This is a genomic window from Heyndrickxia coagulans DSM 1 = ATCC 7050 (genome assembly GCF_000290615.1).
Classification (GTDB): domain Bacteria; phylum Bacillota; class Bacilli; order Bacillales; family Bacillaceae_C; genus Weizmannia; species Weizmannia coagulans.
In genome coordinates this window covers 1-14,366 of the sequence record NZ_ALAS01000175.1, presented here as the reverse complement: position 1 = coordinate 14,366, position 14,366 = coordinate 1, and the positions used below count along the sequence as shown (strand labels likewise).

Sequence of the window (14,366 nt, the reverse complement as noted above, 5' to 3'; positions counted from 1 at the left end):
AAGTAAAGCACGGTAGCCGAAAGTGTACAAAAAGAGTGTCTTGGAATACCCGATATTTAAACCTTGTCGAGAAAAACTTGACACATACTGTGAAATAGTCCCGCTTGCTTGTGACAATATTACTGGGTACAATTGAAGCAACTTCATTCCGCAAAATGGAATAATACTGAATGGGCTTCAAGACGTGGATGCTTTTTATTCGCCATTTGAATTCCGGCTTCCAAAAAATCCCTGTTAAAATACCCCTTGCCGCAGACGGAGTCATTACGGGATAAGATACCCGTTCCACTTTTGCTTCCACCCTGGTAAACAGCGCATACTCGCCCCAGACTTTCAGCCGGAAAATTTTCCCCATCAGTCAATCTCCTTTCTCGTCCATATCCATAATCCCGGTTTTCATGTCATAACCCCCGTGCCAAATATACCAACCTTCCGAAACCTTCTCTAGCTGATTTTGATTCTCTTTTAAAAAACGGCTGTCCACATATTCATTTACAGCAAATAACTGTGCTTCACGATACCATTCCTTTGTTAAATACGGCGCTTCTTTATACATCCGGATTAATCTTTCAATCTGTCCGTCTTCACCCTGGTAATTTTTGCAAAGGATGGACACCGTATTCTGATCAATCATTTGAAACAAGCGGTCCGCTGTCTCAAACGAAAAAGGTTTAAGGTTTGTTATCCCATATGAATCCAGCAAATCGTCTGCACCGAAGGAGTACAAGCTCCGAAAATATTTTTCGAAAATCCAAGGATCATGCAATGCAGCGGTGCTGTAGTGATCCAATAAAATCCTTGTTTGCTCCGTTCCTTTGCGGTACATTCCGCCAGGCATCCCCCCTCCAATCAATTCGAAAATAAACACTGCCCCCTTTTCCAGTTTACCTTCTCTATTGCTCCTTCCAGCAGCCTGGACAATCGAGTCCAAAGGGGCCATTGCGCGAAACACTGCCGGAAAATCAAAATCTACTCCCGCTTCTACCAATGACGTCGCGATTACAAGGATGGACTTTTCATTTTTTAAATCCCCTTTGATTTGTTCGATCACCTTTTTTCGATGGTGAGGACACATGCGATTCGATAAATGGTATATGTGCTGTCCGTTCAGCTTTTGATGGATTGCTTCACGGTATACACGGAAAGCATCTTCCCTTGTATTTAGGATACAAAGTGCTGCAGGGTGTTCCTTCATTCTGGCGACAAGCTCTGAAACAGTAAGCGGCTTTTCAACCCGGATATATTCAACCCGTTTCATGCTTGCAAACAGTTGATTGCGATTTTTACAGATTTCAATTGGAGTACCCATATTTCCTATCAATTTTGCATTTTCAAAAGACAATGGTGTTGCACTGCACAGAACGACAGTGACATTAAAATGTTCCATCAATAGGTGCAGAGCTTGAAAAATTGGCGCAAGAACATGGATGGGCAGTTTTTGAAACTCATCCAAAATGATGACGCTGTTTGCTAAACGGTGAAGCTTTCTCACTTTGCTTGTCCGGTTTGAAAATAAACTCTCGAACAGTTCCACTGTCGTTGTCACGATAATCGGAAACGAGTCCCAGTTTTCGGCTGCCAGCCTTGCCCGCTCCATTGCCTCATCTTTATCATCCGTATAACTTAGCTGGGAATGCTGTTCCAAAACAGATGCTTTTCCGAACACCTCTTGATACTTTTGGGCTGTCTGGTCAATGATGTTCACAAACGGCAATGCCACAATCACCCGTTTTTTGTTAAACCGTTTTGCCTGCTCAAGTGCAAAAGCTATTGAAGCCAGCGTTTTCCCCAGCCCGGTCGGCACCACCAGCGCCCGGAAAAACAAAGGCTGTTTTGCCGCTTCTCTGCAAGCCATATATACTTCATTTCTGTATCTATTTATCTCTTTATCCTTGCCTTTCATCCGCAACTCAAGCATGTAGTTCTGTAATTGTTCATCCAGTTGATGTATACTGAATGCTTTTCCCTGCCGTTTTATACTCTTCCCATAATCAAAGTATCGTTCAGTATCCAGGAAATCAGCATCTACCAGTGCAGAAAAACACATTCTCATCAGCATTTCTTTGTATGCAAATGAAGATTTGCTATCAGATTTCCCTCCGAGCGGCAATCCCGGAAATCGCTTCAATATGTCTTTAATGATTTGCATTTCCGTTTGCGACAAATCCGGAATCGTTTTCAAATATTGCGGAGCGTCAGGGATCTTTTCATCAAACACTGTATTCAGATCCGGCATTCCTGTATGATGCCCCGCTACGATTGCTGCCGCCATGATCATCCGTTCATCCTGCACCCCCCGTTGCATGATGTCATGAAGTGCAATCGCACCGCCAATAGCATGTTGGACTGACCCGCGAATTTTTTTGTCTGCTTTTAAGTATTGTACAAACGCACCAGACTTTTTCCCCAAGTCATGTGCAATCGCAGCAATGGCCGTGATCCCGTATCGGTCAAACGTATGGCTGAAACGCCTTGCTTGAAAGTACGTCCCTTTCATATGCTCGTCCAAATAATGTGGCTTTTGATTTTCAGATGTAGAAAAATGAGCAATGTATCTGATTTTTATCACCTTCTATGAATTGGATGTTTTATTAACTATCCTATCTCTAAGTATAATAAAAATGTTCTCCGTTTTCAACAAAATATTCGAAAAATTATAGATTCTAACGGGTGCAATATAAAAAACGGGGAAAAATCACCCGTTTTTTACACAAAAAATTTACTTTTATCACAAACCCAGCTGCAGATTCCGCGTTCTGTTCATCTACAGCAATAATTAACAAAAACTTCCAATTCATAGTTTCAATCCACGCACTTACTGAGTACAGCAAAATATAAACAACGCATCCATTTCGCGTTAGCGTTTATACCTTATCGTACTCCCCATAAATGCGAATACATCGGTAGTTTATCAAAGATGATTAAAAATTTCAAAGCATCTGTATTCACCTTCCATCTTTATTTTATTCTTGAAAATATGATATAAGGCAATTATTCCCCTTAATGGGACACATAGATTCCCGTGTACTTCTTTGTTATAAAAATTGGGCAGTACAAACCCTATTTGGATATAGCTATACGCCCAATCAGCATCCCGATAGATCCTCCCCCCCCTGCTGCCTACTCAAATAGTTCATCCGCCAATTTTTTGATTTGGGCTTTTCGTTCCTTCGTCAGTTGCCTGTCAATGCGCGGTATTCCATCTTCAACGATAATCACGTCCCCAGCTTGGACACCGGATGGAAGCTCACTCAGACGGATATCCACCGTCGTCCGGTCATCTTTTTCACAAACAGCAAATTCCCCTTCGATCCGATCAACAATATATTTCATCAAAAACGTCCTCCTTTATTGCGGGGTAAAAGAAGTGTGGGTGGTATATGTTTTCCCTTTTACAACAGCTTTTATATCAATCCGCACTTCATAGCCGGGAGCCGCTCTGCTGATCCGAACCGGAAGCGGCGTCCCTGCCGTCCCCTGATAGACGGTGTCCTTGCTTTTGTAATGAAAAGTTGCCTGATATGCCGCGCCTGTCAAACCTGTAACCATTAAATTGATTTTACCATACTGCTGAGGCGTTTGATCATCAACCTTCGCCTGTAATGTACCATTAGAAGTGGCTTGCTGGGATGGCTGCTTTACTGGCGGAGCAGCCTTGCCGGAAGCCGTTGCATTTCCCACTTCCGAAGACGAATGATTCGGCGTTAAAGACGAAACCAGCTGGAATTCAATAGACTTCCCATCGGTTACCGCTAAAATGGTTTTCATTTCGTCTGTCCGGAAAATTTGAATATGATTCGACTTTAAACGATTGATCACCTCGTCATTTGGAAGCCCGTACGAATTCACCTTCGCTACCGAAATAATGGCGTACTTCGGTTTTACGGCGTCCAAAAACGCCTGGCTTGTTGCAGTCTTTGAACCGTGATGCCCCACTTTTAATACTTGGGATGAAAGATCTTGGTGCGTTGCAATCATATCTTCTTCAGAACGGATAGGGGCATCTCCCGTGAATAGAAAAGTACCTTTCTCCCCATAGGAAAGTTTTACAACAGCCGACCAGTCATTCATCTCTTCATGATAATCTTTTACAGGACCGACAAACTTCATCGATGCCCCCTGCAGCCCAAGATCAACATTCGCTTTTGCCTGCTTGATTTTAAGTCTGCTATTTTTCACGGCCAGCAAAAAATCTTCATAGGTTCTGGTTGTATTCACGACCCGCGGCGCATATACATTTTTTACTTTTAAGTTTTCCAGAACTGTATCCAGGCCCCCGATATGATCGGCATCCGGATGGGTGGCAATCACATCATCCAATTGGCTGACATGCAGCTGGCGAAGATACCGGACAACATCATCACCTTTGTCATTATTCCCGCCATCAATTAACACATTTTCTCCTTTTGGCGTTTGGATGAGAATGCTGTCCCCTTGCCCGACGTCAAAAAAATAAACCTTTAGTTTTCCTTTTGGAAGTGATGCAGTACTTTTATGATGGCTGTCTGTCTTGTTAACAGTTTTGCTGTCTGCTTTACTCTCTGATTTTTCCGTGCTTACCTGCTGAACCTGCTTTTCTTTTGCCGGCTGACTGTTAGCGGATTGGGTTTGACCGCAACCGCTGCAAAAGAGCATGAAGAATAATAGCAGAAACCATGCGCCCGTCCGGTTAATTTTCAAATTTTATTCTCCTTCTTTCCATATGGACTCAAATGGTGAAAAAACTGGAGCCCCTTTCAAAGTGGCAAAGACATCATTAGTTTACCATACACAACCCGCTCTAGAGAGAAGTCCGGATAAAAAAACCAATTTCAAATTTGATAAGGAATTTGGCTGCTTTTGTCGTATATAAATAAAGATGGCATGGAATGTAAAAAAGCTTGCACTTGGAGACGCTGTCGTATACAAAAAATTTTTAAACTGGATTGGAGGGGAAATGGCATGCCAAACTCCCGGAAGCGGCCCAAATTGAAAATTCCCAAGACAAAAAGCGAATGGTTTTGGGACATCATTGGCTATTTATTTTTCCTTGGGTCGATTATTTTTCTGGCCAGCGTTTGGGGAAAACTTCCGGAAAAAGTCCCCGGACATTATGATGCCGCCGGTAGAGTTGATCGTTGGGGATCAAAATGGGAACTTTTGATTTTACCCGGCGTGGGGGCAATCCTTGCGCTATTGATGCAGGTTTTGGAAAAATTCCCTCATATTTATAATTATCCTGAACGATTAAATGCATTGAATGCAAAACAATTTTATGTGCATAGCCGGAAACTGCTAAATCAATTGAAAAATATCTGTCTGATTTTCTTTGCCCTCATCTTATTGGAGTCCATTGGGATTGCAATGGGATGGGATAACGGTTTTGGTAAATGGTTTTTACCCATCATAATCATTGGCATCGGAATTCCGATTGTATTAGGAATCGTGACGCAAAGGAAAATAAAATAACAACAATACGATAAAGGAAGCATGAACGTTGAAAAATTTCGCCATTTGGAACCAACATAAAGCACGCTTACGTTAAGAAAGTGAGAAAAAATGACGCCCTTCCACAACATAGACCGCGCCTGCATTAAGAAAACACGAATAAACAGCATCCTTCCTTAACAGATCCCAAGTCTCGTTAAGAAAGCGAGAGATATGAGAACTGGAAAAACTGACGGCACCCTAAATATTTTTATATAATATAAATAGCAAGCGGCATGTTGAAGGAGCATCATAAATGAAAACAAGAGAGGACGCTATCCATTACTGTTTAAAACTGGAAAACACGTATGAAGATTACCCCTTTAAAGATAAGAATTGGACATTAATGCGCCACAAAAAAAATAAAAAAGTCTTTGCCTGGATTTTTGAAAGAAACGGCCATATTTGGATCAATGTGAAAGGTGAAAACGGCTGGCTGGACTTTTATCGCCGGAAATACCACGCTGTTGTTCCGGCATACCATCTGAACAAAGAACATTGGAATTCCGTTATTCTTGACGGCACCGTCCCGGAGGAAGAAATCTGTGATATGATAAGGCAAAGCTATCACTTAACGAAGAAAAAAGGAATTCAGTCAAATAGGAGCCGGTAAAAATGAGAACTCGCATTACGGAGATATTAAAAATAAAATACCCCATTATCCAAGGAGGCCTTGCTTATCTCGGATATGCGGAATTAGCTGCTGCTGTTTCCAATGCGGGCGGCCTGGGGCAAATCACTGCCGCGACGCTGCGAACACCTGAAAAACTTCGCAATGCAATTCACAAAGTACGAAAATTAACCGGGAAGCCCTTCGGTGTAAACTTTGCAATCGCAAGGTATAACGGCCGGTACGAGGAGTTGCTTGAAGTGGCCATTGAAGAAAAGGTTCCAGCCATTTCCATCAGTGGCGGTAACCCGCAACCGGTCTTCGAAAGGATAAAAGGAGAAAACATTCGTACACTTGTGCTTGTGGCTGGAACAAGACAAGCACAAAAAGCTGAACAATTGGGTGCAGACGCAGTGATCGCCGTCGGGCAGGAAGGCGGGGGCCATTTAGGCCGGGACGACATTGGCGGCATGGTGCTCATTCCCCGGGTTGCAGACGAAGTATCCGTTCCTGTAATCGCCGGCGGGGGCATTGGGGACGGGCGTGGATTATTGGCTGCCCTTGCTCTTGGCGCAGAAGGAATTCAAATGGGGACCCGTTTTATTGCCACCAAAGAATGTATTCATGCACACGAGAAATATCAACAAACAATCGTGCATGCAAAAGAAACGGATACAGTAGTGATTAAGAAAACATTAGGGGCACCGGGCCGGGTCTTGAAAAACCGCTTTGCCTTGAATATTATGGAACGTGAACAGGAAGGGGCATCCTACGAAGGCCTGAAAGAGATGATTAGCGGTAGCGCAAATTGCAACTATATTTATGACGGGAATGAAGAAAAAGGTTATGCTTGGGCCGGACAGGTCGTCGGCCTTATTCATACGATTCCGACAGTGCAGGAATTGTTTGACGAGATGATGCATACTGCAGAAAAAGGGTTATCCCGATTAGATCATATTATGAAAGAACAAACCCATAGATCATCGTGAAGCAACGATTGACAAACCTGACGGGGCTCCCTGCCCAACACTCGTTTGGTTGGAGAAAAATTGACCCCCCTGCTAAAAATCTGCCAAAGATCCATCTTTGGCAGATTTCTCATTTTCCCCATTCCAGAGTCTCCTGGATCAGAATGTTCTTCAAATTCGATAAGACTCTTTGTATCCTTTCCAAATCCAGCAATTCGTGATATTATATCCATGGGAAGACCTCTCTCTAGATGTTCATTTCACGGTGTACAGTAGAGTGTCTTCCCTTTTTTCCATTCATCTACCCCTTCGACTTCGAGTACATACTTACCAAAAAACCAATTAGATAATGTTCCGCTCCTCCCCTTTATGTGTTACGATACTCATATAAAAAGCTCTCCCTATGGATCGCCTGCCAGCTGCCATAGGAAGAGCTGATTTTCGATTTTTGTTTTGTTTGGGCATGGTCCAGTCTTAATGAGCAGAGACCTCATCAGGGATTGCGGCGATGCCCAATTTTTCAAAGACAAGGGCTTTGCTTGCAACATATGCGTTATACTCAATTCTCTCAAGCATATCATAGGCTTTGTGCAGGGTTTCATCTGTAATCAGGATACCATGCCTATTGAGCAGCATGGCTGCCGGTGTTACTTTTTCCCCTAACGAGATAATGTGCTTTCGGACAGTTTCTGCCAGTTCTACTGTTGTTGCCGGGCGGTATTCCAACGTTGGGATTTTTCCGAGCTTTTGTGTAGCCTCAGTTAAATTCGGCATATCCATTCCCAAAGTCGCAAAAACGAAAGATTCCTTTGGATGGGCATGGAGCACACAGCCGATCGATTCATTCTCATGATAACAGGCCATATGCATGTCACTTCACGGAATGCATTCAGTTGCAGAAGTTCATGCTATGGTGAATCAATAAGGCTAACGGCTAGACACATCGCCAAGAATACCCATCTTCCGGCTCAATCCAGAAACACCATTTCCTAGTAATGTATACGGGAAACGATTATACAGAGTAAGCTGTTTTTAAACAAGCACATGTACTGATTCAACATTTTCGCCATTTTTTACGAAAAAACCGTTCGCCAAACATCCGGTAACTGAAATACTTACCTTTGATTGCGGCCTTGCCATAGGGCTCACTTTTTCAATCCTTGCTTCATAAACGAAATGTTCCTCCATCATCTCATACATAAAGCCACTATAGAAAGCCGGAATATATCCTAATTTATCTTCACCGTTATTAGACAAAACGATTACAGCTTTCTCATCCTCCTTGTTTGAAGGCTCCAATTGAAAACGCACAGCCGCACCTTCTTTCAACTGATTAATGACTTTTTCTCCGTCATAGTAGCGCCACCCCGCGATATAAAAGTCAAAATTGAACCGGTCTTCAAAAACACTAATGGGGGCAACAAATTCATACGGATCAGTAGCCAGCCGTCCACCAGTAGCCCGCAATAAATCCATTTCTGTATAATCCGGAGGCAGCCCATAATTTTTTAAAATCTTATCAAAATCCGGTCTCCTTTTATCCGGTAACCGCCGTTCAAATGGTCCAAATAAGCGATCAGAAATGTATGTCTTATTGAGATTACGAAATGACAGGTGCGGTTTATATCCATTTTCCAAAGCTTCTTTTAAGGTTCTGCGCTTCCCGCTCAACTCATATGAAAAAATGTATTTTCCATCTTCATGAAATAAATTGCCAATATGATAGCGCTGCCTTGTCTTCTGATTTTGCCAGATCAGCCATAAGACACATGGATTTTTTTGCATTCAAGCACCTCCTTTGTACCAGTTCAAGAGCCATTCTTTACGATAGAGGAGTAACTTTTTTACCCACTTTTTGTATACAGGTCCCATCACTTTTTCCGGTATGGGGTCTACGATTTCCTGAAGCATCTGCAAGTTTATTTTATTTAATGAATTTATCGATTCTTTGGTCTCTAAAGGATAATATTGTTTGATCACTGTTAATAAATCAAGAAAGCGCGGCTTCTTTTTTTCAGGCAAGCCTATCAAGGAATAACTACGATTGCTAAAAGCTTTAAACATATTGCAATCTTTGTCCATTAGACGGATTCTGTTTTCTTTCAATTGAAATCCTAGAGAAGCGCCATTATCATAAACAGGGGCGATTCTATACTCATTATTATCATATATAATTCCCCAATTGTCACAATGTCTATCCTGATTTCCAATTAAGGCGTCAAATACAATAATTCCAATGAAATCACGGTTCAATTTAAATTCTGACAGAACACGCATAATATTAAAAAAGTGGTAATGCTTAAGACTATATCTGTCAAAATCCTCTGCGATATTGAAAAATAAATCTCCACCTTCAAATAGCTCTTCTTGTTTGCTTATAAAATTTTTCGCCAGTGTGGCAACTTTTCCATTTTTCTTAGCCAGTTGCACATCCATTGTGGAGAGGCCGATTGCTCTCCCCACGTCAGATGCTACTTTCTCCGCCCAAGCTTCTCCCGTGTTTTCCTTGGGAATTTTCAATAGAAAATGTTGGCCAGTCTCCGGATGAACTAACCAATATTTCTCTCTTGTTCCTGAAACCTGCCTTTTTTCATCTACTTTCCAATTTGTAACATCCATTAAGCACATCGTTTCACCTTTTAGGAATCTTTATTCCATTATAATTGAACAAGATGCAGTTGTCAGCCAATGAACTTATTTTTAGTCATTTACGTTCGGCCCCCAACCAACTTCATCACAACCTTATAGAGCGCTTACATTTAAGCTGTGATGAAGATCCGAAACCATTAACCTTGTGAAGGAAGCATAGATCTGCAGACTTGAAAACAAAAAAATAGCGGCGTTATGCCGCTATTTTTTCTTAAAAGGACAACTTGAACAAATCACCAGGCCAGTTTCTTGCTCCCCAGTTTTCTATGGAAATCCTTGTCTTTTGGCGTACTTGGGTCGATCCCTTTTAACTGCGGGACATACGCACAGATCAGTTGAACCGGGATGATGTATTCATAAGTTTTATAAAATGGGGGATTCACTTTATTGCTGAAGGGAGTGGAACCCTGTTGCCCATTCCCTCAAAAACATACTTTACATTCGACACAAACCTTCAAATTTCCTCCTTCATTTTTCAGGCCATCTCCGGATACAAAATCCCCCCTTCGAAGAGGTGTCCAGCGTTGCTCAAAGGTTTTTTCCTTAAATGAAAAAAACATTAGAATTTTATGTGAAACCCGCAAAAATGATATAGAATATTCCCCCATCATGTAGTAGTATTTTACTGTTACAACAACATTTTTAAAGGGGGGAATACGTTGGAAAAGAAATTTTTTAGCAGATTGTCAATATTGATGTTGTCTTTGTTACTGGTTGCCGGCTCGATCAGTTATTTTCCTAAATCTGCCAAGGCTTATACATCCGGCACATCGCTCGATAACCGCGTGATTTTCCAAAGTTTTAGCCTGTACATGCCATATGAAAGCAATATGTACAAAATTCTTTCAGCGAAAGGCAACGAATTGAAAGATTGGGGGATTACGGATATATGGCTTCCGCCGGCTTACCGTTCTTTCAATGCGGCACGTTACATGGAAGGCTACGCCATTGCCGACCGTTATGACCTCGGTGAATTTAACCAGGGGCCGAATAACACTCGGCCGACCAAATACGGAACAAGCGATGAATTGAAAAGTATGGTTTCCGTGCTTCACGCAAATGGTTTAAAAGTACAGGAAGACCTTGTGCCCAACCAGGTTCTCGGATTGAGCAAAAGGGAAGCAGTTTACGTCACACGCGTAGATCAAGACGGAAATTTGTTTAAAAATCCTTATACAACAGGACTTGCAACGCAAATCAGGGCCAACCTTTATCTCGCTTACACAAAAGGTGGCGGCGAAGGACAGGCAAAATATGGCTATATCAAAGAATGGAACAAAAAATATTTTAACGGTACCTCCTTACAAGGGCAGGGTATGGATCGCGTGATGAAAGACAGCGAGGGCAATCCGTACCGTTATTTTGGGCCAAACAACCCGAAAAACTACTTGCCAAGCTGGCTTGATGAAGCTGCAGCAGCAAATAAAATCAATACAGTTGATACTTATTTGCCAGTAGACGGCTGGTATGCTGCAAAAGACGCTTCGACTTCGGATAATTATTGGAAACCGATGTTAATGCATGACCCTGGCTATTTAAAGTACATGAAAAGCCATGGCTATTCATCTGTTGACGATATACTGAACGGCGACAACGGGCAAATCGCAAGTTTAACAGATGCGTATATTGCATCCCAGCCCGGGTACGGCTTCGGATCGGAAGAAAGGTCGTTTAAAAATGATGATTCCGGATCAGATGACCAGGATCAATTTTTATTTGTGAAAAAGAATGGGACAACTGTTCACAACCTTTACAACACGATCAGCGGGCATAACCAGTTTCTGGTAGGAATGGACATAGACAACGGGAATCCAACTGTCCAAAAAGAACAGATCCACTGGATGAACTGGCTACTTGATACGTATCAGTTTGACGGCTTCAGAATTGATGCGGCAGGCCATTACGATAAGCAAGTGCTGCTGGATGAAGGTGACGTTATGAAACAGCATTTTGGCAGCCATTTAAACGACCATTTAAGCTATATTGAGAGTTATCAAAGTGCCGGGACAGATTTTGAAAATAAAAACGGGAATCCGCAGTTAATGATGGATTATGCCCTGTTCTATTCTTTGCAAAATGCTTTGGGCAAAAATTCGCCATCAAACAGCCTGTCAACCATTGCTACAAACGCTGTTGTCAACAGGGCAAGCGCAGGCACGGCGAATCCAACGCCTAACTGGTCATTTGTGAATAATCATGACCAGGAAAAGAACCGTGTGAATAAAATCATGATGGACCTGTACGGCATTAAGCCGGGTATACATTACGGCACATCCGCACCGAAATCTTTCCAAGATCTGTATGATAAAAAGACAGAGGCAAAAGCTTTGGATATTTATGAAAAAGACATGGAAAGAACGGTAAAAACATATGCGCCATACAATGTGCCGAGCCAGTACGCATATATTTTGACGAATAAAGATACCGTCCCGACTGTCTTTTACGGCGACTTGTACAAAACGAATGCTTCTTACATGAGCGAGCATACGCCGTATTATGATACGATTGTGAAATTGTTGAAAGTGCGCAAAAATTATGCCTATGGGAACCAGCAAGTAACCAACTATAAGTCGAACACTTCCGGCACGGCGGGAAAAGATCTAATCTCAAGCGTCCGCTATGGAAAAGACCGGAATACCGGCGTGGCAACCGTAATCGGAAATAACCCGAAAACCGATACGACTATTAAAGTGGACATGGGTACCCGGCATGCCAACCAGCTATTTGAGGATGCAACCGGATTTCATAACGAAAAGCTGTCCACAGATAGCAAAGGCATTTTAACCGTTCATGTAAAAGGGACGCAAAATCCCCGGGTAAAAGGGTATCTTGGCGTCTGGATCCCCTCAAAAAAAGCGGCAACGCCGAAACAAGGCCCTGCACTTCAATACGGTAAGTATGTAACGGTAACAAACAAGCACTATGCCGTATATCAAGACTTCAACTGGAAAAAGAAAAATGTCACTGCAGTGAATAAAACGTATCTTGCCAAGGTCCAATACCATCACAGCAACGGATCAACTTACCTGTCCCTTTATGACGGGAAAGGCAAATGGGTAGGCTATATCAACGCCAAAGCTGTGAAAACAGGAAGCGGCAAGCAAGGCGCTGCCATACAATACGGTAAGTATGTAACGGTAACAAACAAGCACTATGCCGTATATCAAGACTTCAACTGGAAAAAGAAAAATGTCACTGCAGTGAATAAAACGTATCTTGCCAAGGTCCAATACCATCACAGCAACGGATCCACTTACCTGTCCCTTTATGACGGCAAAGGCAAATGGGTAGGCTATATCAACGCCAAAGCTGTGAAAACAGGAAGCGGCAAGCAAGGCGCTGCCATACAATACGGCAAACATGTCAAAGTCACCAGCAAGAACTACGCCGTATATCAAAACTTCAACTGGCAGAAGAAAAATATCCGGGCCGTAAACAAAACATACTTGGCGAAGTACATTTTTTACCACATAAATGGGTTAAGCTACCTGTCCCTTTATGACAACAAAGGCAAATGGATAGGTTACATCAATGCCAAGGCGGTTAAAAGCAAATAAATTTCTTTAAACAAAAAGCGTCCCCATAACCGGCAACGGGGTGGGGATGCTTTTTTCTGCTCACTGCAAATCAGAAAGAAGGGCACCTTCAAGGTAGGTTTTATTTAAAATTCGGGGTTTTCTTTGATTGTTTCGAGTCCCTCCTGCTCATTCATCGCCCATTCCTCCAGTTCAGGGAAACATTAATGTCTCCGGGTTATCAGGGACATTTTGGACTCCAAATTGCAAATCATATTTTTCAGAATGGATGGATGGAAACCCTGCTTTCTGAAAAAGCTGTACCCACTGTTCCTCGGTTAAAATTTGGGATACGCCATAAAAATCTTTGATGTGTGCCAGTTTTTGCTGCGAAACAGGTTGTTCCAAAACCATTTCAATCGCAATTAAACATCCGCCGGGCTTCAGCACCCGCCGAAATTCCTGAACCGTTGTGGGCATATCGGTAAAAACGATCACCGACTCTGACAATACCAAATCAAATTGCCTGTCTGCAAACGGGAGAGCCTCTGTATTCCCATGCACAATTTGTACCGGCAAACCTAATGTCCGGACTCTTTTCCTGGCTTTTTCCACCATCAATTGATGATGATCCAGCCCTGTCACTTGGCACCCATACTGCTACGCAACGTATGCAGCAGTATGGCCGGTGCCGCAGCCCGCATCAAGCACCGTTGTTTTTTCCCTATATGTTCAGCCGATAATATATCCTGTGTCAGCTTGAAACCGCCTGGATGCGCTCCGCCGACTCCCAGTTCTGCCAAACCATTCAGGTAAGTATATTCCTGATCCACTCTAACCCCTCCCTTGCCATCCAAACAGTTGGCTCGTTGATATACCGTATGTACCATTGCAGAAATCGGTAACCTTTATCGTGTGAACTACCCACCACTTATCAACCTTACGGTTTGATTGAAGTGGGGGCTTCTCGACTTATCGTTGCTTTTACTAGCCAACGAAAACTGACCGAGCTAACCCTCTTGTTCCAAGAGTTTTGTTACTTATGATAACGCTAATAAGCGTATACCTTCATTTTTGATATTGATTGCTGAATTGTGATCGCGATCTAATACAAAGCCGCAAGAACATTTATATACACGTTCAGATAATGGCATTTCT

General features: G+C 42.6%; 13 protein-coding genes and 1 pseudogene. 4 read left to right on the top strand and 10 right to left on the bottom strand.

Annotation, left to right across the window (positions count from 1 at the left end; translation table 11 throughout):
- The 4 genes from cas5 to IC21_RS08810 all read right to left on the bottom strand — a co-directional run.
- Positions 1–355, bottom strand: a 355-nt coding sequence (gene cas5 / locus IC21_RS08825) for a CRISPR-associated protein Cas5 (RefSeq protein ID WP_235801114.1), incomplete at its 3' end; no start/stop codon positions are given.
- A gap of 3 nt (positions 356–358) precedes the next feature.
- Entirely contained in the window at positions 359–2,497 is a 2,139-nt protein-coding gene (gene cas3, locus IC21_RS08820; RefSeq protein ID WP_234969615.1) for a CRISPR-associated helicase Cas3', read from the bottom strand.
- A gap of 623 nt (positions 2,498–3,120) precedes the next feature.
- Positions 3,121–3,333: a DUF3006 domain-containing protein gene (locus IC21_RS08815; RefSeq protein ID WP_017553298.1), complete on the bottom strand. Its 213-nt coding sequence runs from the start codon at positions 3,331–3,333 to the stop codon at positions 3,121–3,123.
- 15 nt (positions 3,334–3,348) lie between these two features.
- Entirely contained in the window at positions 3,349–4,680 is a 1,332-nt protein-coding gene (locus IC21_RS08810; RefSeq protein WP_029142872.1) for a ComEC/Rec2 family competence protein, read from the bottom strand.
- A gap of 261 nt (positions 4,681–4,941) precedes the next feature.
- On the opposite strand from IC21_RS08810, the gene IC21_RS08805 reads away from it, so the two are divergent.
- The 3 genes from IC21_RS08805 (at position 4,942) to IC21_RS08795 (ending at position 7,065) form a co-directional block, all read left to right on the top strand.
- Complete coding sequence (locus IC21_RS08805) at positions 4,942–5,448, top strand: DUF1648 domain-containing protein (protein WP_017553300.1); 507 nt, start codon at positions 4,942–4,944, stop codon at positions 5,446–5,448.
- Positions 5,449–5,722: 274 nt separating this feature from the next.
- On the top strand, positions 5,723–6,079 hold the full coding sequence (locus IC21_RS08800) for an MmcQ/YjbR family DNA-binding protein (RefSeq protein WP_029142873.1): 357 nt from the start codon (positions 5,723–5,725) through the stop codon (positions 6,077–6,079).
- A 2-nt stretch (positions 6,080–6,081) separates the two neighbouring features.
- A complete protein-coding gene (locus tag IC21_RS08795; RefSeq protein ID WP_029142874.1) occupies positions 6,082–7,065 on the top strand; it encodes an NAD(P)H-dependent flavin oxidoreductase in 984 nt (327 codons plus the stop codon).
- Positions 7,066–7,518: 453 nt separating this feature from the next.
- Here IC21_RS08795 and IC21_RS08790 read toward each other — a convergent pair.
- The 3 genes and pseudogenes from IC21_RS08790 to IC21_RS08780 form a co-directional block, all read right to left on the bottom strand.
- Positions 7,519–7,917, bottom strand: a pseudogene (locus tag IC21_RS08790) (class II aldolase/adducin family protein); the annotation flags it as partial.
- A gap of 159 nt (positions 7,918–8,076) precedes the next feature.
- Complete coding sequence (locus IC21_RS08785) at positions 8,077–8,829, bottom strand: HIRAN domain-containing protein (protein ID WP_013858342.1); 753 nt, start codon at positions 8,827–8,829, stop codon at positions 8,077–8,079.
- Positions 8,830–9,672: a HipA domain-containing protein gene (locus IC21_RS08780; RefSeq protein WP_013858341.1), complete on the bottom strand. Its 843-nt coding sequence runs from the start codon at positions 9,670–9,672 to the stop codon at positions 8,830–8,832.
- 680 nt (positions 9,673–10,352) lie between these two features.
- Between IC21_RS08780 and IC21_RS08775 the strand changes: the two genes are divergently transcribed.
- Positions 10,353–13,250 (top strand): glycoside hydrolase family 70 protein, encoded by a 2,898-nt coding sequence (locus tag IC21_RS08775; protein WP_234969614.1) that lies wholly within the window; start codon positions 10,353–10,355, stop codon positions 13,248–13,250.
- A gap of 171 nt (positions 13,251–13,421) precedes the next feature.
- Here IC21_RS08775 and IC21_RS08770 read toward each other — a convergent pair whose 3' ends face one another.
- The 3 genes from IC21_RS08770 to IC21_RS16250 form a co-directional block, all read right to left on the bottom strand.
- Entirely contained in the window at positions 13,422–13,826 is a 405-nt protein-coding gene (locus IC21_RS08770; RefSeq protein WP_235801115.1) for a class I SAM-dependent methyltransferase, read from the bottom strand.
- 23 nt (positions 13,827–13,849) lie between these two features.
- Positions 13,850–14,041 carry a hypothetical protein gene (locus tag IC21_RS17335; protein WP_234969612.1) on the bottom strand — a complete coding sequence of 64 codons (192 nt, stop codon included), beginning with the start codon at positions 14,039–14,041 and terminating at the stop codon, positions 13,850–13,852.
- A gap of 207 nt (positions 14,042–14,248) precedes the next feature.
- Positions 14,249–14,366 (bottom strand): zinc ribbon domain-containing protein (locus IC21_RS16250; protein WP_155116797.1); only part of this gene is annotated, 118 nt, incomplete at its 5' end.

Excerpts from the sequence above, each read along its gene's own strand:
- IC21_RS08805 (WP_017553300.1), top strand. The coding sequence starts at position 4,942 with ATGCCAAACTCCCGGAAGCGGCCCAAATTGAAAATTCCCAAGACAAAA.
- cas3 (WP_234969615.1), bottom strand. The coding sequence starts at position 2,497 with ATGAAAGGGACGTACTTTCAAGCAAGGCGTTTCAGCCATACGTTTGAC.
- IC21_RS08795 (WP_029142874.1), top strand. The coding sequence starts at position 6,082 with ATGAGAACTCGCATTACGGAGATATTAAAAATAAAATACCCCATTATC.
- IC21_RS08800 (WP_029142873.1), top strand. The coding sequence starts at position 5,723 with ATGAAAACAAGAGAGGACGCTATCCATTACTGTTTAAAACTGGAAAAC.
- IC21_RS08785 (WP_013858342.1), bottom strand. The coding sequence starts at position 8,829 with ATGCAAAAAAATCCATGTGTCTTATGGCTGATCTGGCAAAATCAGAAG.
- IC21_RS08770 (WP_235801115.1), bottom strand. The coding sequence starts at position 13,826 with ATGGTGGAAAAAGCCAGGAAAAGAGTCCGGACATTAGGTTTGCCGGTA.
- IC21_RS08815 (WP_017553298.1), bottom strand. The coding sequence starts at position 3,333 with ATGAAATATATTGTTGATCGGATCGAAGGGGAATTTGCTGTTTGTGAA.
- IC21_RS08780 (WP_013858341.1), bottom strand. The coding sequence starts at position 9,672 with ATGTGCTTAATGGATGTTACAAATTGGAAAGTAGATGAAAAAAGGCAG.